Origin of the sequence: Streptomyces sp. Y1 (genome assembly GCF_041053115.1) — a bacterium.
Lineage (GTDB): Bacteria > Actinomycetota > Actinomycetes > Streptomycetales > Streptomycetaceae > Kitasatospora > Kitasatospora rubellomurina.
The window spans coordinates 6,121,435-6,139,102 of sequence record NZ_CP163445.1; the positions used below are offsets into that span (position 1 = coordinate 6,121,435).

Here is a 17,668-nt window from a genome sequence, read left to right on the forward strand (position 1 = left end):
AAGAGTAACTGAGCCCGCCGCCGTGGCCGCCGCCGTGGCCGACGCCGCGGCGGCGGGCCCCGCGAAGGCCGCCGGGCGCGGGCCGTGGCGGCTGGTCTGGGACCAGCTGTGGGCCAAGGGCTCGGCCCGGTTCGGCCTGGTCACGGTCGCCGTCCTGGTCCTGGCGGCCGCCCTGGCCGGCCCGCTGAGCTCGCTCGGTGGCTGGTCCCCCGAGGAGTTCGACAAGCGCGCCGTCGACGCCTACCTGGGCGGCACGCCCAAGGGCGACTTCGGCGGCATCAGCACCCGGCACTGGCTGGGCGTCGAGCCAACCACCGGCCGCGACCTGTTCGCCCGGGTGCTGCACGGCGGCCAGGTCTCGCTGCTGATCGCCTTCACCGCCACCGTCGTCGTCGTGGTCACCGGCACCCTGGCCGGCATCGCCGCGGGCTACTTCGGCGGCCGCACCGACTCCGTGCTGTCCCGGCTGATGGACCTCACGATGTCCTTCCCCTCGCTGATCTTCATGATCGCGATGATGTCGGTGGCCGAGGACGTCAACCGGATCCTGCTGATCACCCTGGTGATCGGCCTGTTCACCTGGCCGGGCATCGCCCGCGTCGTCCGCGGCCAGACCCTGTCGCTCAAGCACCGCGAGTACGTCGAGGCCGCGAAGGTCGGCGGCGCCCGCTCCTGGCGCATCCTCACCCGGGAGATCCTGCCGAACGTCTCCGGGCCGGTCATCGCGTACACCACGCTGCTGATCCCCGGCATGATCGCCACCGAGGCCGCGCTCAGCTACCTCGGCGTGGGCGTGCGGCCGCCGACCTCCTCCTGGGGGCAGATGATCGCCGAGAGCATCAAGTACTACGAGACCGACCCGACGTACTTCCTCATCCCGACGGTCTTCCTCTTCCTCGCCGTGCTCGCCTTCACCCTGCTCGGCGACGCGCTGCGGGACATCCTCGACCCCCGGGGAGGCCGGTCGTGATCCTCTACCTCGGCCGCCGCCTGGTCGGCGTGGCGGGCATCCTGCTCGCCATCTGCGCCATCACCTTCACCATCTTCTACCTGCTGCCCAACGACCCGGCCGCCGCGGCCTGCGGCAAGACCTGCAGCCCCGAACGGCTCGCCGACGTCAAGGCCGCGATGGGCCTGGACAAGTCCGTCTGGCAGCAGTTCGCCGACTACCTGACGGGCATCTTCGCCGGCCGCGACTACGGCACCGGCCCCAGCGCAGTGCACTGCGGCTTCCCCTGCCTCGGCTACTCCTACGAGTACTCGCTGCCGGTCTGGGACCTGCTCACCGACCGCCTGCCGGTCTCGATCTCGCTGGCCATCGGCTCGGCCGTGCTCTGGCTGCTCCTCGGCCTCGGCGCGGGCGTCACCTCGGCGCTGCGCAAGGGCGGCTTCACCGACCGGACCCTGATGGTGCTCTCGGTCGGCGCCGCCTCGCTGCCGGTCTACTTCACCTCGATCATGCTGATCTGGGGCGTCGTCAGGACGGCCGGCTGGCTGCCCTACCCCGCGTACCACGCGTTCACCGAGGACCCCGTCGAGTGGGCCTCCAACCTGCTGCTGCCCTGGATCGCGCTGGCCCTGCTGTACGCGGCCATGTACGCGCGGCAGAGCCGCAACTCGATGATCGAGGCGATGGCCGAGCCGTACATCCGCACCGCCCGGGCCAAGGGCCTGCCGGCGCGCACGGTCACCGTCAAGCACGGGCTGCGCTCCGCGATGACGCCGATCCTCACCATCTTCGGCATGGACCTCGGCGGGCTGCTGGCCGGGGCCGTCATCACCGAGTCGATCTTCGGCCTGCCCGGCGTCGGCCGGCTCTTCTACGACGGCCTGGCCCGCTCGGACCAGCCCGTCATCCTCGGCGTCACCCTGCTCGCGGCGTTCTTCATCGTCGTGGCGAACCTGTTGGTCGACCTGCTGTACGCGTTCGTCGACCCGAGAGTGAGGTACTGATGACCCTCCTGGACGTCAAGGACCTCAGGGTCGCCTTCGACACCCCGCGCGGCACCGTCCGGGCCGTGGACGGCATCTCCTTCACCGTCGAGGCCGGGCGCACGCTCGGCCTGGTCGGCGAGTCCGGCAGCGGCAAGTCCGTCACCTCGCTGGCCGTCATGGGCCTGCACCGCGGCGCCGCCGTCAGCGGCTCGATCAAGCTGGACGGGCAGGAGCTGACCGGGCTCGGGGAGCGGGAACTGGGGGTCGTCCGCGGCCGCCGGATCGCGATGATCTTCCAGGACCCGCTGTCCAGCCTGCACCCCTTCTACACCGTCGGCGAGCAGATCGCCGAGCACTACCGGGTGCACTTCCGGGCGGGCCGCAAGGCGGGCCGGGCCAGGGCCGTCGAGATGCTGGCCGAGGTCGGCATCCCGGAGCCGGCCCGGCGGGTCGACGAGTACCCGCACCAGTTCTCGGGCGGCATGCGCCAGCGCGTCATGATCGCCATGGCGCTCGCCTGCGAACCCGAGCTGCTGATCGCCGACGAGCCCACCACCGCCCTCGACGTCACCGTCCAGGCGCAGATCCTCGACCTGATCGCCCGCATCCAGCAGGAGCGCGGCCTCGGTGTCGTCATGATCACCCACGACCTGGGCGTGGTCGCCCGGGTCGCCCACGAGGTCCTGGTCATGTACGGCGGCCGGGCGGCCGAACAGGCCCCGGTGGAGCGGCTGTTCGCGCAGCCCGCGCACCCGTACACCCGCGGCCTGCTGGACTCGCTGCCCCGCCTCGACGACGCCGACGACGCGCCGCTGCGGGCCATCCCCGGCAGCCCGCCCTCGCTGATCGCCCCCGCCCCCGGCTGCTCCTTCGCGCCGCGCTGCGCCCGCACCATCGCGGCGTCCGCCGAGGAGCACGCCCGCTGCCTGGCCGAACGCCCGGCGCTCGACCCGCTCGGCACCGGCCACTGGGCCGCCTGCCACCTGCCGATGGTGCCGTCCTCGGGAAAGGCGCTCTGATGGGTGAACCACTGCTGTCCGTACGGGACTTGGTGAAGACCTTCCCGGGGCGGCGGAGCCGGGCCGGGCGGGCCGGGGCGCCGATCCGGGCCGTCGACGGGGTCAGCTTCGACCTCGGCGCGGGCGAGACCCTGGGGCTGGTCGGCGAGTCCGGCTGCGGCAAGTCCACCACCGGGCGGATGATCGTCCGGCTGCTCGACCCGACCTCGGGCACCGTCACCTTCGACGGCACCGAGATCGGCGGCCTCTCGCAGGCGCAACTGCGCCCGCACCGGCGGCACTTGCAGATGGTCTTCCAGGACCCGTACTCCTCGCTCAACCCCCGGCAGACGGTGGCCCGGATCATCTCCGAGCCGCTGCTGGTGCAGGGCACCGGCGCGGCGGACGCGCGGAAGCGGGCGGCGGAGCTGATGGAGCTGGTCGGGCTGATCCCCGAGCACCTCGACCGCTACCCGCACGAGTTCTCCGGCGGCCAGGCGCAGCGCATCGGCATCGCCCGGTCGCTGGCCACCTCGCCCCGGCTGGTGATCGCGGACGAGCCGGTGTCCGCGCTGGACGTCTCCATCCAGGCCCAGGTGGTCAACCTGATGGAGCAGTTGCAGCGCGAACTGGGCCTGGCGTACGTGTTCATCGCGCACGACCTCTCGGTGGTCAAGCGGGTCTGCGACCGGGTCGCGGTGATGTACCTCGGCCGGATCGTCGAGATCGGCGACAAGGCCGAGGTGTACGGGCGGCCCGCGCACCCGTACACCAAGGCCCTGCTGTCCGCCGTGCCGCTCCCGGACCCGGCGGCGGAACGGGCCCGGGAGCGGATCGTGCTGCTCGGCGACCCGCCGAGCCCGGCGAACCCGCCCGCCGGCTGCGGCTTCCACCCGCGCTGTCCGAAGGCGCAGGAGGTGTGCCGCACGGAGCGGCCGCTGCTGCGGATCGTCGGGGCGGGCGGTGCCGCTGCGGGTGGTGCCGCTGCGGGCGGGCGCCAGGCGGCCTGCCACTTCCCGGAGGAGTAGCGCCGGAGGAGTAGCAGGAGTTCAGACGCCCGGTCGGGCGCGGCGGGGAACCTCACGAGGGCCGCGTCCGACCGGGTTCCACCGTTTCCGGCGGCCGGTCACCGGGTGCTGTACTCCACGGTCACGCTGAGCACCACCAGCGCGCCGTACACCAGCGCCAGGGTGGGCCGGCCGGCCGCGTACAGGGCGAGCCCGGCCGAGCCGAGGACGAGCAGCTTGAGCACGATCGTCACGGCGGTCGGCTGCGGGAACTTCGGCCCGCCCGCGGCCAGGAACAGGCTCCAGAGGGCGATGGCCAGTGCGGGCGCGCCGAGGCCCAGCAGCAGCCGCAGGCCGAGGCCGGAGCCCGTCCTGAACCCCCAGTAGCCGAGCGCCGCGAGCATCGCGAGCTCCAGGGTGAAGGCGAGCGCCGCGTTGGCGCCGGTCAGCGGGGTGAAGTGCGTTCCCCCGGCCGGGTTCGGCCGCTTGATCTCCATGTGTGCCCCCGTGGTGTCGAGCTGCCCGGGCGGGGCGGCGGTCCTGCGGAGTGTCCCACTCCGGCCCGGGCGAGCTCAACGGATCAGCCCAGGTTCGCCCGCAGGAAGGCGAGTTCGGCCGTGACGACCTGCGCCTCCACGGCACCCGGGGTCATGTGGGTGACGCCCGGCAGCGGCAGCACGCTGTGCGGGCGGCCGGCCCGGGTGAGGGCCCGGGAGAGCAGCATGGTCTGCGCCGGGTGGACGTTGTCGTCGGCCAGCCCCTGGGTCAGCAGCAGCGGCCGCGCCAGGCCGGGGGCGTCGGGGATCAGGTCGTCGTCCGCGTAGCCCTCCGGGTCCTCCTGCGGCAGGCCGAGGTAGCGCTCGGTGTACGCGCCGCTGGCCAGGCGCCAGTCGGTGGGCGGGGCGCCCGCGCAGGCGGCGTGGAAGACGTCCGGGCGGCGCAGCACGCAGAGCGCGGCGAGCCAGCCGCCGAAGGACCAGCCGCGCACGCCGACCCGGCCGAGGTCGAGGTCGGGGTGGTCGGCGCCGAGGGCGCGCAGGGCGTCCACCTGGTCGTCCAGGACGACCCGGGAGAAGCCGCGGAAGACGGCCCGGGTGAAGGCGGGGGAGACGTTCGAGGTGCCGCGGTTGTCGGTGGTGACGACGGCGAAGCCCTGGTCGGCCCACCACTGGCGCTGCTGCCAGCGGCGCGGGTCGAGGGCCACGGACTGGTGGGTGGGGCCGCCGTAGACGTCCAGCAGGACGGGCAGGCGGCGGCCGGGGGTGTGCTCGCGGGGGTACACCACGGAGGTGGGCAGCGCGCGCTCGGTCACCCGGGCGAGCAGCGGCCGGACCACGTACGGGAGTTCGGGGCCGAGGTCGGTGATCGTCAGTTCCCGGCCGGCCCGGTGCAGGGTGCGCCGGTAGCCGGTGGGGTCGGCCGAGGTGAGCAGCAGGGTGTCGCCGGCGGCGAGGGCGGTGTGCACGCCCCGCCGCGGGGTGAGGAGTTCGGGGGCGCCGCCGTCCGGGTCGATCAGGTGGAGGTACTGGTCGGCCGGGTCGCCCTGGCCGGTCTCGCAGAGCAGTCGGCCGTGCAGCCGTCCGGCGACCCGGCGGATCTGCAGGCCGGCGGTGTCCAGCGGCTTTCCGTCCAGGGCGAGGCCGCGGGCCTGCGGGGTGTCGTGGGCGGTGAGCAGTCGGCCGTCGCCGAGCCGGGCGGGGGTGCCGGGCAGGGCGTCGACCCAGAACTCGTCGGTGGTGCGGGAGAGTTCGGTGGTCGCGCCGGTGGCCGGGTCGGCGCTGAGCAGGAGGACGCGCTGCTGGAGCCGGTCGGTCACGGTGAGCAGCAGCTCGTCGTCGCCGGCCCAGCCGGCGTCCACGAGGTACGGGAACTCGGCGGCGTCCCAGTGGAGTCGGACGCGGGAGCGGTCCAGGCCGAGGACCCAGAGCTGGACGTCCGCGTGGGGGCCGCCGGAGTGCGGGTAGGCGAGGTCGTCGGCGGGCTCGGCGGGCCGGGTCGGGTCGGCCAACTGCCAGCGGGGGAGCGCTGATTCGTCCACCCGGGCGGCGAGCAGCGCGCCGCCGTCCGGGCGCCACCAGTGGCCGCGGGAGCGGGACAGCTCCTCGGCGGCGGCGAACTCGGCGACGCCCCAGCCGGCGCCGTCGTCGGGGGAGAGCGGTTCGAGGCCGGGGGTGACGTAGAGGGCGTCCTCGGCGACGTAGGCGATCCGCTGGCCGGTGGCGTCCGGCCTCGGGTCGAACGCCGGTGCGGCGACGGGGAGTTCGTCGCTGGTGCCGGTGGCGGTGTCGGTGCGGAACAGGCGGCCGTCCAGGGCGAAGACGGCGACGGAGAGGTCGGCGGTGGCGGCGTAGCTGCCGATGCCGGCCGCGGTCAGCCGGACGCGTTCGCGCAACCTCCGTTCGAGCGGCGGGAGTTCGTCGCGGTCGCCGGTGCGGCCGGGCAGCAGCGCGGCCGGGTCGGCGACCAGCCGCTCCTCGCCGGTCTCGACGTCGAGGAGGTGCAGGCGGTCGAGCGGATCCTCCGGACCGGTCGAGCGGAGCAGCAGTAGCCGGGTACCGTCCTCGGCGAGCGTGTACGCGCGCGGCGCGCCGAAGGTGAACCGGCCGGTACGGGCACTGAGGGCCAGGAAGGGGTCGGCAATGGTCATGGGCCGATCGTGGTGGCGGCGGGCGTTGACCGACCAGGGTTGTGTCATGTGAAATGTCACACATCGCATGAGCTGTGTCAGAGCCGACGGAGCTGTCAGGGCTGTCGCAGCTGCCAGAGCTGTCGGAAACCGTTCAGGGAGGAAGCCGTGACGGACGACCTGGGGACCGCCGAGCCCCCGGCCCCGCTGCCCGCCGCCGAGGGCATGTTCACCCTCGCGCCCGGCGCCGCGCACCTCAACCACGGCTCCTTCGGTGCCGTGCCCGTCCCCGTGCAGCAGGAGTGCGAGCTGCTGCGGGCCGAGCAGGAGCAGGACCCGGACGGCTTCTTCTGGAACCTGCCGGACCGGGTCGCCCGGGCCCGGACCCGGATCGCCGCCGAACTCGCCGTCGCGCCGGACCTGCTGGCCCTGGTCGACAACGTCACCGAGGCCGCCGCCGTCGCCCTGGACAGCATCCCGCTCGCGCCCGGACACCGGATCCTGGTCACCGACCACGGCTACGGCGCCGTCACCCGGGCCGTCGCCCGCCGGGCCGCCGAGGCCGGCGCCGAACTGAGCGTCGTGGCGCTCCCGGTGGACGCCCCGGACGAGGCGGCCGTGCGCGCGGCGGTGCTCGACGCCGTGGACGAGCGGACCGCCGTCGCCGTCCTGGACCAGATCACCTCGCCCACCGCCCGGCTGCTCGCCACCCCCGCGCTGCTCGCCGACCTGCGCGACCGCGGCGTGACCACCGTCGTGGACGGCGCCCACGCGCCCGGCATGCTGCCCGACCCGGTCGACCCGGGCGCCGACTTCTGGTTCGGCAACCTGCACAAGTGGGCGTTCGCCCCGCGCGCCACCGGCCTGCTCGCCGTCCGCCCCGAGTGGACCGGCCGGATCCGCCCGCTCGCCCTCTCCTGGGAGCACGACCGGGGCTTCCCGGCGGCCGTCGAGTGGCGCGGGACCTGCGACTACACGCCGTGGCTGGCCGCGCCGACCGGCCTCGCGCTGCTGCGCGGGCTCGGCCCGGCGGTGGCCGCGCACAACGGCGCGCTCGCCCGGTACGGCCGGCGGGTGCTGGTCGAGCGGGGCGGCCTGCGGCCGCTGCCCGCCTCGCCCGGGGTGTGGATGAGCGCGGTGCGGCTGCCCGCCGGGTGCGCCGAGACCGAGCCGCAGGCGCGGGCGCTGATGGCCGAGGTGTGGCAGCGGCTCGGCGCCCGGATCGCCGTCCGCCCGTGGGACGGCGGCGGGGTGCTGCGGGTCAGCGCCCAGCTGTACAACCGGGCGGCGGAGTACGAGCGGCTGGCGGACGGGCTGGCGGAGCTGCTGAAGGGTTAAAGGGTTAGCGGCAGCCCCTACGGGCCGTGCGTGGCGGGAGGAAGCGCTACGGCCCGTCCGGGGCGGCCGTCGCGCGCAGCTCGGCGAGCAGCACCGTCCGGTCGGCGAGCAGCCCGGTGAGGATGCGCCGGGCCGAGCGCAGCAGGTCGGCGACCTCCCCGCCGGCCAGCTCGTACACCACGGTGCCGCCCTCCCGGGTGGCGGTGACGATGCCCGAGCGGCGCAGCACCGCGAGCTGCTGGGACAGGCTGGACGGCTCCACCTCCAGCGCGGCGAGCAGGCCGCGCACGGGCGTGGGCCCGGCCTGCAGCAGTTCCAGCACCCGGATCCGGACGGGATGGCCGAGCATCCGGAAGAACTCGGCCTTGGCCTGGTACAGCGCCACCGTCACGGTCGCCCCCCTTCCCTGGTGTGCGAGGCCGGACGGCTCAGATCTCCAGCGAGGTCTCGATGAGCTTGAGCTGGTGGCGGGCCATCGCGAGGTTGGAGCGGCTGCGGTTGAGCGCCAGGAACAGGAACAGGCCGCGCCCGCCGGGCGTCGTGATCGGCCGGACCATGTGGTACTGGCTGGTGAGGCTGATCAGGATGTCCTCGATCTCGTTGTCGTGCAGGTTGAGCATCTCCATCGCCCGCATCTTGGCGCGGACCACGTCGGTGTTCCCGGCCGCGGCGACGTTGAGGTCCAGCTCGTTGCCGTCGCCGAGGCTGCCGAGGGCCATGCCGCTGCCGTAGTCGACCAGGGCGACGCCGATCGCGCCGTCGATCGTCATGGCCTGCTTGAGGGACGTCTCCAGGTCCGCCATCGTGGCTGTCCTCCCGTGAGTCGGTGGCTGTGGGGTAGCTGTGGCACCCGAAGGTAGGGAGCGATCGGGGGGTTTCCCAGGGAATGACCGGAGACGTCCGAAGCTGATCCGATCCCGATCACTTGAAGACATTTGCAACTATGGATTTGGGAGAGGAGTGATCCGGTGGCGTCTCCTCGTGCTCGTCCGGCCGTTCGTCCGGCTGCTCGTCCGGCCGCGGGTCCCGCTGCTCGTCCGGCCGTTCGTCCCGCGTCTCCCCGCACGGAAAAACGGTGCTATCGATGTCACTCCTCCCGGGTAACCTCTCGCTGAGATGCGAGATCACACCAACCACACCCGGACGGCGATGAACACCCCCGATCCCGAGCCCCAGGAAGACCGGGAGCTCAGCCCCGCCGAGGCGTACGCGGCCAGCCGTCGCCGGGCCAAGGAGCAGGCCGGCGCCCTGTACGGCTTCCAGCAGCTGTACGACTTCCCGCTGGACGACTTCCAGCTGGAGGCGTGCCAGGCGCTGGAGGCCGGCTCGGGCGTCCTGGTCGCCGCCCCCACCGGCTCCGGGAAGACCATCGTCGGCGAGTTCGCCGTGCACCTGGCCCTGCAGGCCGGCCGCAAGTGCTTCTACACGACGCCCATCAAGGCGCTCTCCAACCAGAAGTACGGCGACCTGGTCAAGCGCTACGGCGCCGCCAAGGTCGGCCTGCTCACCGGCGACAACACCGTCAACGGCGACGCCCCCGTGGTGGTCATGACCACCGAGGTGCTGCGCAACATGCTCTACGCGGGCTCCAGCACCCTCGACGGCCTCGGCTACGTCGTCATGGACGAGGTGCACTACCTCGCCGACCGCTTCCGCGGCGCCGTCTGGGAGGAGGTCATCATCCACCTCCCCGAGTCGGTCACCCTCGTCTCGCTCTCCGCGACCGTCTCCAACGCCGAGGAGTTCGGCGACTGGCTGGACACCGTCCGCGGCGGCACCAAGGTGATCGTCTCCGAGACCCGCCCGGTGCCGCTGTGGCAGCACGTGATGGCCGGCAACCGGATGTACGACCTGTTCGCCGACCCCGACCGCGACGGCCGGCCCAAGGCCGGCCCGCGCAACCCCGGCAAGCTGGTCAACCCGGAACTCGTCCGGCTCGCCCGGTCCGAGCTCGACCGCAACCCGCGCGACCGCTTCGGCCGCGGCCGGGGCCGCTCCATGCCCAACGGCCGTCCCGGCAAGGTCTGGACCCCGGGCCGGGTCGACGTCATCGACCGGCTCGACGCCGAGGGCCTGCTGCCCGCGATCACCTTCATCTTCAGCCGGGCCGGCTGCGAGGCGGCCGTCCAGCAGTGCCTCAGCTCCGGCCTGCGGCTCAACAAGGACGCCGACCGCGCCGTCGTCCGCGCCATCGTCGAGGAGCGCTGCGCCGACATCCCGGACGAGGACCTGCACGTCCTCGGCTACTTCGAGTGGCTCGACGGGCTGGAGCGCGGCATCGCCGCCCACCACGCCGGGATGCTGCCCCGGTTCAAGGAGGTCGTCGAGGAACTGTTCGTGAAGGGCCTGGTCAAGGCCGTCTTCGCGACCGAGACCCTGGCGCTGGGCATCAACATGCCCGCCCGCTCGGTGGTCATGGAGAAGCTCGTCAAGTGGAACGGCGAGACCCACGCCGACATCACCCCCGGCGAGTACACCCAGCTCACCGGCCGCGCCGGGCGCCGCGGCATCGACGTCGAGGGCCACGCCGTGGTGCTCTGGCAGCGCGGCCTCGATCCCGAGGCGCTGGCCGGGCTCGCGGGCACCCGTACGTACCCGCTGAAGTCCTCGTTCCGGCCGTCCTACAACATGGCAGTCAACCTGGTCTCCCAGTTCGGCCGGCACCGCTCGCGCGAACTCCTGGAGACCTCCTTCGCGCAGTTCCAGGCCGACCGCTCGGTCGTCGGCATCGCCCGCCAGGTGCAGCGCAACGAGGAAGGCCTGGACGGCTACCGCGAGTCCATGACCTGCCACCTCGGCGACTTCGACGAGTACATGGAGCTGCGCCGGCGGCTCAGGGACCGCGAGAACGAACTCGCCCGCGAAGGCACCAGCCAGCGCCGGGCCGCCGCCATCGAGTCCATCGAGCAGCTCAAGCCCGGCGACGTCATCCACGTCCCCACCGGCAAGTTCGCCGGCCTCGCCCTCGTCCTCGACCCGGGCCTGCCGCCGGTCAACCGCTCCGGCCGCGGCGGACCGCGCCACCCCGACTACCAGGACGGGCCGCGCCCGGTCGTGCTCACCGCCGAGCGGCAGGTCAAGCGGCTCGCGATGATCGACTTCCCGCACCCCGTCGCCGCGATCGAGCGCGTCCGCATCCCCAAGTCCTTCAACCCGCGCAGCCCGCAGTCGCGCCGCGACCTCGCCTCCGCGCTGCGCACCAAGGCCGGCCACCTCGAACCCGAGCGGTTCCGGCGCGGCCGCGCGGCCGCCGCCGACGACCCCGAGATCACCCGGCTGCGCACCGAACTGCGTCAGCACCCCTGCCACGGCTGCTCCGACCGCGAGGACCACGCCCGCTGGGCCGAGCGCTACCACCGGCTGCACCGCGACACCGAGCTGCTGGAACGCCGGATGCGCTCGCGCACCCACACCATCGCCCGCACCTTCGACCGGGTCTGCGGGCTGTTGACCGACCTCGGCTACCTGAGCGGCGACACCGTCACCGACGACGGCAAGCGGCTCGGCCGGCTCTACGGCGAACTCGACCTGCTCGCCTCCGAATGCATCCGCGAGGGTGTGTGGAGCGGCCTCGCCGCCGCCGAACTCGCCGCCTGCGCCTCGGCGTTGGTGTACGAGTCCCGGCAGTCCGACGACGCCGGCGCCCCGCGCGTGCCGGAAGGCGCGGCCAAGGAGGCGCTCGGCAAGATGGTCCGCATCTGGGGCCACCTCGACGCCCTCGAGGAACAGCACCGGATCAACACCGCCGAAGGCGTCGGCCAGCGCGAACCCGACCTCGGCTTCGCCTGGGCCGCCTACCGCTGGGCCCTCGGCCACAACCTCGACCAGGTCCTGCGCGACGCCGACATGCCGGCCGGCGACTTCGTCCGCTGGACCAAGCAGCTCATCGACGTCCTCGGCCAGATCCAGGACGCCGCCGGCGAGGACGCCGACCTCCGCAAGACCGCCCGCAAGGCCGTCGACGGCCTCCGCCGCGGCATCATCGCCTACTCCTCCGTGGGCTAGCACGACCAGAGGGGGCCCCGCACGAGACCACTCGCGCGGGGCCCTTCCGCATCGCGGCATCATCGCCTACCCCTCGGGGAGCTGACCGTCAGGGGGAAGCGGCCCGCGCGAGACGACTCGTGCGGGCCCCTTCCGCATTGCGCAGCGGGTGGCCCTGATGAGGCCCAGGGGGGTGGGGCAAGCCAGGCCTTGGGCTCTGGCTTGCCCCACCCCCCACCCGCGTGCGCGGCGTCGGCTTCGCCTCGCCGCTTCGGCCCTGACCGAAGCGGCGACGGCATTGCGCAGGAAGTCGGCCGAGCCGACTTCCTGCGCAGGAAACGACAGATGCCGCTGCCCCTGCCTGGTGGCAGGGGCAGCGGCACAAAAGGAGGGGACGACCACGCTTGAGCTTCGGCGGCCTCGCTCGGTCCTACCAGAGCTAGGGGATCAGGCCAGGAGGCGTGCCATCGGCTGGGCGCGCTCGATGAGTTCACGAATATCGGAGTATTGCTCGCCGCCGCTTCGGCTCAGCCGAAGAGGCGGCGTTGCTTCCATCCTCAGAGGCTCGGCGCCGATGCGTAGGCGGGGAACTGGAAGGCCCGCGCGCCCCAGGGGCTGGGGCGCGCGGGCCGAAGGATTGGATTTCCGACGATTCTTAGGGCCTTCTCGCGGCTCTGCTTCGGTTGCCACCGAAGCGGAGCCCAACGCCGCGCAGGAAGTCGACACGGCTGACTTCCTGCGCGGAACGAAAGAGATGAAGCACTCTGTCCCTGTCCACGGCAGGGACTGAAGCAAGGGCTGAACCCAGACGAAATGGATCGGAGAGCGGTCGCCAGCCTCCAGAGATCTCATCAGCGAGCTCCATTCCGTTGCCGCTTCGGCGAGGCCGAAGCGGCGACGGAACTGCCCGCAGATGCGAAGAGCGAACGAGCCGACTTCCAGGAGGCAGACGCGGAGGGGGCTTTCGATCGAGTCGTGCTACAAGGAAGGTGGACGCGGTGGATGCCGTCCTTCGGTCAGTGAGCCCGGGTCTTCGGGGCGAAGTAGTCGCGGAGCATTTCCGTGGTCCACGAGGGCTGGCGAACCTCTCCGCGCGGGCCGAACTCCTCGAACCAGGGCTTCACTTCGAGGACCGGGGTGCCGTCGATCGCGTCCAGATCCTCCACGTGCAGGTCCAGACCGTCGACCTTGATAAGCCGACACCGGGAAGCCCCGAGCCAGTTGATGCGCCGCATGTTCCGGTGGCCGAACACGCCGACCTCGGGCCAGTCCGGGTTGTCCCTGGGGCGGCGCGCGCCGAAGTTCAGGTCGGCCGGGTCGGTCTTGTGGAACCGGAAGATCACGTCGAGGTGGGAGAACTCCTCCAACCCCTTCGTCGCATCGAGCGGAAACCTGTCTCCGTCGAGCCGGATGATGGCGCGGGTCCCACCCCAGTAGTCGTCTGTCGGTTCCGTGCGGCCACCCACCACGTGCCCGAGCGCTTCCACGCTGAAGACCTCACCCATGTGCTTCCCCTCCTGTGAACGAACCGCGCCACGGCGGCGGGTCAGATGGTTGCCGCCAGATAGTCGGCGGCGAGCCTGTCGACGGCGTCGATGGTCGGCACCTTCCGTCCCCGGTAAGGAGACAGCGCGCCGCGGATTCGCAGGGCGACGTCGCGGGTGCGCGCTGAGCGGACGGTCTGCATGGCGTCGAGCGACCGGGACCAGATCTCGCAGGCCTCCTCGATGGAGTGCTGCTGGGCCTTCACGAGACCCAGGTGGCCGAGAGTGACCGCGTGAGTCCTGGTGAAGGAGGAAGCCTTACGGGTTGCGACGCTGCGCTCGAACTCCCTTGCCGCACCGCCCAGGTCGCCCAGGTCACGTAGCGCCGACGCCGTCTCGTGCGCCAAGGAGGCCTCGCCGAAGAAGAACACCCGGGCTGGCTCGTCGTCACTGGGCGAGGCTGCGGACAGATCGCGCTCGGCCTGGAGAAGCGCGGTGTTCGCCTCCGCGCTGCGCCCTGCGGCGGCGAGAGCACGCGCGTGGACGACGCCGAGCAGGGAGCGCTCGCGCGGGCTGGCGAGTCGGTACCGGTCACCGGAGATGGACGCCTCGGCGACCCTCACGGCGTGGTGCGGCTTGTGGAGGTCAACTGCCTGGTGGGCCATGGCACGCAGGACGTGGCCGGCCATCGTCGGGTCGTCCGCCTCGGCCGCCAACTTCACAGCGACGGTGTAGTAGTGCTGGGCGGTGGGGTGCTCACCGTTGTCGAACGCCGTCCACCCTGCCAGGTAGGCCAGTTCGGATGCCGCAGAGAACATGTCCCGCCGAACCTGGTCGGAGGCGAAGGTGCCTTGGAGGAAGTCTCCGACGTCAGTGAGGAGGTACTGCGCGACGGCCGTGCGGCCGTGCCCGCCGCCACGGCGCTGATCGAGCTGGGAGAACAGCGCCGTCATCTCTTGGACGGCGGCTACGTCGGCCTGACCGGCGCGACGTTGCGTGATGCCGCGGCTGTCGGTGCGGGCCATGTTCTCCCACCAACTGGAGGGGGGAACGCTCAGCGCTCCGAGCGAGTACGTGAGGGTGCGGAGGAGCTGTCTGCGTTCCACGTCAACGTCGATCCGTCCAAGAGCCGCCAGGGCCTTCAGCGTATCCAAGCCCCAGTCGCGGAGATCCGGTTGCTCATCTCCGAGCCCCATCGCCGCCAGGGTGACGTCCCGGTTCAGCCAGCTGGTGAGCACCTCCGCGAGGTAGTGCGGGATGTTCCCGGAGGGTGTCACGCCTTGGCGGACCCATTGCGTGACGGATGCCCGGCTAGGTCGTGCCGGATCATTGTGGCGGGCCGCGACGGCGCACAAGGCCCGGGCGAGGGCTTCGTTCGGCCGGCCTGTCTCCCGGATGAGCCGGCCCAGACACTCATTGGGTTGGCGGGTACGCCCCATAGAGGTCTCCTGGCGATGCCGTTTAACCGGTTTAACAGCGGAGGGTGTTCAACACCTTACTCCCTGTCAGCTCCGACGGTTTGCTGTTCGTGCAGCGCAGTTGCAGACCGAACTGCGAATGGCCCGTCATGTTCGGGCCGCAGCAAGGACTGTCGCCCGAAATCCCCGACCCCGAGTGAGTGAGGCGCCCTCATGGAGCCTGGATCACGCATCATCACGACGTGGTTCCCCGCCGAACGGAAACGGATCGGTGAGCTCCGCCGCTGGGCCCGGACGGTCGTGCCGTTGTTCGGCCTCGGCCTGGACGACCGGCAGCGTGGCGACGTGCTGGACGACGTGGAGCTCGTACCGTCCGAACTCGGCACCAATGCCGTCCTTCACGGCTGCGGTGGCGATCAGCCGGACGTGAAGCTGACCGCTTCTTTGGCGTATGCGCCGGGCGTACTGCGCGTGTCCGTGACCGATCCGGGCGGCGGCAGGCCGGAGTGCCGGGCGGCGAGCAGCGAGGCGACCTGTGGCCGCGGCCTGAGGCTGGTGATGGGGGTCGTGTCCCGGTTCGGTGTCGAGAGCCTTCCCGGGGGCGGCAAGGAGATCTGGTCCGCGATCGAACTGCCCGACCGGGTGAGGCCGGCGGCCGTTCTGGCAGCGCGGATCGGGGTTGCGCCGTGAGTGTCGGACCGCGCACCAGAGCGTTGCTCAACATCACCACCCCGGCCCGCAGGCTGGACGTTGCAGCGTCCTTCGAGGCCCTGACAAGGGCCTGCGCTGTCATCGCGGCCGACTTCCGGAGGGCCGAACTGGTCAGCGACAGCCCGAACCACCTCTGGCTGCTGCCGGCTTCGCACTTGCTCGCCCTCGTGCACCCCGACGTGGACGAGGCCCGAGTGCTCATCAAGGGTGCGCAGTTCCTCCGGCAGCACCAGGTCGCGGTCACCTCCCCCTGGAACACCGGCGTCCACGTGTCCGCAGACGGACGGGCCGTGACCCTCTGGCAGGACCCCGGAAAGCCGAGCACCGACACGTCCCTGTCGGCCTGGGTGACCGCCCTCACGCACCGGATCGACCCCAGGGCGGCCCCGTGGCTCAGGGATCACGACCCATTCGCCGGGCTGCTCGACGGGCTGGACGAGGCGCCGCTGAACGACTCCGCCCGCTGTTTCCTCCGCGAGCGCGCGGCCCAGCTGCGCGAGGAATGGGACTACCTCGACTGGCCGACACCGGATGCCGTCATCCTCGGCGCCCTCGGCATGGTCCCCTGCCACGACGACGGAGTCCGCGTCGGGCTCCTGCTGCGCAGTCCGCCGCAGCGTGGCCACCGCGAGTGGGACCTGGTCGCCGCCCGCTGGCGCTCCGAGCTGCTCACCGGTCAGCGTGAGGATCACCGGACCTACGCCGACACCTACCTCTCGTACGAGCGAGAGGGCAAGCCCCTGACCCACCCGTACGTCGGTGCCTGGTCGGGCTACCAGGTGGTCCGCGACATCGTCGTACTCACCGCGGTGATGGACGTGGTCCGCCGCGCCCATCTCGACGCCCACACCCGTCGGCAGGCTGCCCACCGGGTCGCGTGCCTGCGCGGAGCCCATCCGGTCCCGTGGAACTGGGGGCGGCGATGACGGTCTCGCGTGAACCGAGGCAGAAAAAGGAGCCCACATCAACGTGACCCGAGGGGCCTTCATCACTCTCGATGGCCTCAGTGCGAGTGGGAAGACCACGGTCGCCCCGCTGGTTGCCGCCTTGGTCAACGGTGTTCACCTCACGGATGACACCTTGCCGACGTTCCCCCGCATGCGCGCGGAAGTCGACGCCGGCGGGGTCCTGCCGGCCCGGTTCCACTGGTGGATGATGGCGAACCACATCAAGTCGGAGACGGCCCGGGCCCTCACGGAGAGCGGCCGGACGGTGGTGGTCGAGTCCTACTTCCCGCGCACTGTTGCCACTCACCGGGCCATGGGGCACGACTGTGCTCCGGAGTACCCGAGCGAATCCCTGGTCCCGGACGTGGCGATCCTGCTGGAGGTGGACGAGCAGGTTCGCAGGGACCGCATTCGCCGCCGGGCCGAGCGCGGGGCGCTGAGCTACTGGCATCAGCGTGAGGAGCCGAACGTCGCCGAGAGCACCCGCGTGTACCGGGCGTTCGGCCTCGTCCGCGTGGACGGCACCGGTCGCACGCCGGAACAGGTGGCCGACGTGATCGCCGATATCGTGCGCTCGCGCATCCCGGAACCCCGATCGGAAAGGGCAACGTCCCATGACCGCAACTGAGTTCGAAGCGAAGATCCTCAACGTCGAGCCGGAGAAGACCCGTGCGCTGCTGGCCGAGGTCGGGGCCGAGCACGTGGTCGACCGGTTCCAGCGCCGCTACGTCTACGACATCCCGGGCCGGCCCGGGGCATGGGTCCGACTGCGCGACACCGGCACCGACGTCACGCTGTGCGTCAAGGAGATCCACTCCGACGCGATCGACGGCGTGACCGAGACGGAGACGACGGTCGGCGACTTCGATGCCACGAACGCGCTGCTCGGCAAGCTCGGTTATCAGCCGAAGGCGTACCAGGAGAACCGCCGGTCCTCCTGGACGCTGGGCGGCGCAGCCGTCGAGATCGACGAGTGGCCGCTGATCCCTCCGTATCTGGAGATCGAGGGGGACAGTGCCGAGCACGTCCACGCGACCGCGCTCGCGCTCGGGTTTCCGCTGGGCGAGCTGACGAGTGAGAACACGACCAAGGTCTACCGCCGGTACGGAATCGACATCGAGGCGATCCCCCGGCTCACGTTCGAGTGAATGGAGACGAGCCTTGTCAGCAACCCAACTTCCGGCGATCCGAGTCGTTCGGGACAGGACCATCCGCATCAA

Annotated in this window: 16 protein-coding genes; 10 read left to right on the plus strand and 6 right to left on the minus strand. The window is 71.8% G+C overall.

What is annotated here, in order from left to right:
* Positions 1–91: 91 nt before the first annotated feature.
* From AB2U05_RS26775 to AB2U05_RS26790, 4 genes are read left to right on the plus strand one after another with little or no spacing between them, the layout of a single operon-like run.
* Positions 92–970 (plus strand): ABC transporter permease, encoded by an 879-nt coding sequence (locus tag AB2U05_RS26775; protein WP_244178821.1) that lies wholly within the window; start codon positions 92–94, stop codon positions 968–970.
* Positions 967–1,953: an ABC transporter permease gene (locus AB2U05_RS26780; protein WP_369184471.1), complete on the plus strand. Its 987-nt coding sequence runs from the start codon at positions 967–969 to the stop codon at positions 1,951–1,953. Before AB2U05_RS26775 ends, AB2U05_RS26780 begins: the two co-directional genes overlap by 4 nt.
* On the plus strand, positions 1,953–2,954 hold the full coding sequence (locus AB2U05_RS26785; protein ID WP_369184472.1) for an ABC transporter ATP-binding protein: 1,002 nt from the start codon (positions 1,953–1,955) through the stop codon (positions 2,952–2,954). The genes AB2U05_RS26780 and AB2U05_RS26785 overlap by 1 nt, the downstream gene beginning before the upstream one ends.
* The gene (locus tag AB2U05_RS26790; protein ID WP_369184473.1) at positions 2,954–3,961 is read left to right on the plus strand and encodes an ABC transporter ATP-binding protein; all 1,008 of its coding nucleotides are present in this window, start codon (positions 2,954–2,956) and stop codon (positions 3,959–3,961) included. Before AB2U05_RS26785 ends, AB2U05_RS26790 begins: the two co-directional genes overlap by 1 nt.
* Before the next feature lie 98 nt (positions 3,962–4,059).
* Here AB2U05_RS26790 and AB2U05_RS26795 read toward each other — a convergent pair whose 3' ends face one another.
* Both AB2U05_RS26795 and AB2U05_RS26800 read right to left on the minus strand, forming a co-directional pair.
* Positions 4,060–4,437: a YrdB family protein gene (locus AB2U05_RS26795; protein WP_045709816.1), complete on the minus strand. Its 378-nt coding sequence runs from the start codon at positions 4,435–4,437 to the stop codon at positions 4,060–4,062.
* An 83-nt stretch (positions 4,438–4,520) separates the two neighbouring features.
* A complete protein-coding gene (locus AB2U05_RS26800) occupies positions 4,521–6,587 on the minus strand; it encodes a prolyl oligopeptidase family serine peptidase (protein WP_369184474.1) in 2,067 nt (688 codons plus the stop codon).
* Positions 6,588–6,734: 147 nt separating this feature from the next.
* Here AB2U05_RS26800 and AB2U05_RS26805 point away from each other — a divergent pair, with 147 nt between their 5' ends.
* Positions 6,735–7,904: an aminotransferase class V-fold PLP-dependent enzyme gene (locus AB2U05_RS26805; RefSeq protein ID WP_369184475.1), complete on the plus strand. Its 1,170-nt coding sequence runs from the start codon at positions 6,735–6,737 to the stop codon at positions 7,902–7,904.
* 46 nt (positions 7,905–7,950) lie between these two features.
* Here the strand turns inward: AB2U05_RS26805 and AB2U05_RS26810 are convergent, their stop codons facing one another.
* Positions 7,951–8,295, minus strand: a complete 345-nt coding sequence (locus AB2U05_RS26810) for a metalloregulator ArsR/SmtB family transcription factor (RefSeq protein WP_045709814.1) — start codon at positions 8,293–8,295, stop codon at positions 7,951–7,953.
* 37 nt (positions 8,296–8,332) lie between these two features.
* Positions 8,333–8,707 (minus strand): hypothetical protein, encoded by a 375-nt coding sequence (locus tag AB2U05_RS26815; protein ID WP_045697603.1) that lies wholly within the window; start codon positions 8,705–8,707, stop codon positions 8,333–8,335.
* Positions 8,708–9,053: 346 nt separating this feature from the next.
* Between AB2U05_RS26815 and AB2U05_RS26820 the strand changes: the two genes are divergently transcribed.
* Positions 9,054–11,909: a DEAD/DEAH box helicase gene (locus AB2U05_RS26820; RefSeq protein WP_369186002.1), complete on the plus strand. Its 2,856-nt coding sequence runs from the start codon at positions 9,054–9,056 to the stop codon at positions 11,907–11,909.
* A gap of 995 nt (positions 11,910–12,904) precedes the next feature.
* Here the strand turns inward: AB2U05_RS26820 and AB2U05_RS26825 are convergent.
* Both AB2U05_RS26825 and AB2U05_RS26830 read right to left on the minus strand, forming a co-directional pair.
* A complete protein-coding gene (locus tag AB2U05_RS26825) occupies positions 12,905–13,393 on the minus strand; it encodes an SAM-dependent methyltransferase (protein ID WP_045709812.1) in 489 nt (162 codons plus the stop codon).
* 41 nt (positions 13,394–13,434) lie between these two features.
* A complete protein-coding gene (locus AB2U05_RS26830; RefSeq protein WP_369184476.1) occupies positions 13,435–14,610 on the minus strand; it encodes a Tat pathway signal protein in 1,176 nt (391 codons plus the stop codon).
* A 393-nt stretch (positions 14,611–15,003) separates the two neighbouring features.
* Between AB2U05_RS26830 and AB2U05_RS26835 the strand changes: the two genes are divergently transcribed.
* From AB2U05_RS26835 to AB2U05_RS26850, 4 genes are read left to right on the plus strand one after another with little or no spacing between them, the layout of a single operon-like run.
* The gene (locus AB2U05_RS26835) at positions 15,004–15,480 is read left to right on the plus strand and encodes an ATP-binding protein (protein ID WP_369184477.1); all 477 of its coding nucleotides are present in this window, start codon (positions 15,004–15,006) and stop codon (positions 15,478–15,480) included.
* Positions 15,477–16,427, plus strand: a complete 951-nt coding sequence (locus AB2U05_RS26840) for a hypothetical protein (protein ID WP_369184478.1) — start codon at positions 15,477–15,479, stop codon at positions 16,425–16,427. Before AB2U05_RS26835 ends, AB2U05_RS26840 begins: the two co-directional genes overlap by 4 nt.
* 43 nt (positions 16,428–16,470) lie before the next feature.
* Complete coding sequence (locus AB2U05_RS26845) at positions 16,471–17,076, plus strand: AAA family ATPase (protein ID WP_369184479.1); 606 nt, start codon at positions 16,471–16,473, stop codon at positions 17,074–17,076.
* Positions 17,063–17,596 carry a class IV adenylate cyclase gene (locus AB2U05_RS26850; protein WP_369184480.1) on the plus strand — a complete coding sequence of 178 codons (534 nt, stop codon included), beginning with the start codon at positions 17,063–17,065 and terminating at the stop codon, positions 17,594–17,596. Before AB2U05_RS26845 ends, AB2U05_RS26850 begins: the two co-directional genes overlap by 14 nt.
* Positions 17,597–17,668: the final 72 nt, after the last annotated feature.

Bases quoted from the DNA above. Each gene is read 5' to 3' on its own strand.
- AB2U05_RS26785 (WP_369184472.1), top strand. From the start codon at position 1,953: ATGACCCTCCTGGACGTCAAGGACCTCAGGGTCGCCTTCGACACCCCG.
- AB2U05_RS26800 (WP_369184474.1), bottom strand. From the start codon at position 6,587: ATGACCATTGCCGACCCCTTCCTGGCCCTCAGTGCCCGTACCGGCCGG.
- AB2U05_RS26815 (WP_045697603.1), bottom strand. From the start codon at position 8,707: ATGGCGGACCTGGAGACGTCCCTCAAGCAGGCCATGACGATCGACGGC.
- AB2U05_RS26825 (WP_045709812.1), bottom strand. From the start codon at position 13,393: ATGGGTGAGGTCTTCAGCGTGGAAGCGCTCGGGCACGTGGTGGGTGGC.
- AB2U05_RS26790 (WP_369184473.1), top strand. From the start codon at position 2,954: ATGGGTGAACCACTGCTGTCCGTACGGGACTTGGTGAAGACCTTCCCG.
- AB2U05_RS26835 (WP_369184477.1), top strand. From the start codon at position 15,004: ATGGAGCCTGGATCACGCATCATCACGACGTGGTTCCCCGCCGAACGG.
- AB2U05_RS26820 (WP_369186002.1), top strand. From the start codon at position 9,054: ATGAACACCCCCGATCCCGAGCCCCAGGAAGACCGGGAGCTCAGCCCC.
- AB2U05_RS26795 (WP_045709816.1), bottom strand. From the start codon at position 4,437: ATGGAGATCAAGCGGCCGAACCCGGCCGGGGGAACGCACTTCACCCCG.
- AB2U05_RS26850 (WP_369184480.1), top strand. From the start codon at position 17,063: ATGACCGCAACTGAGTTCGAAGCGAAGATCCTCAACGTCGAGCCGGAG.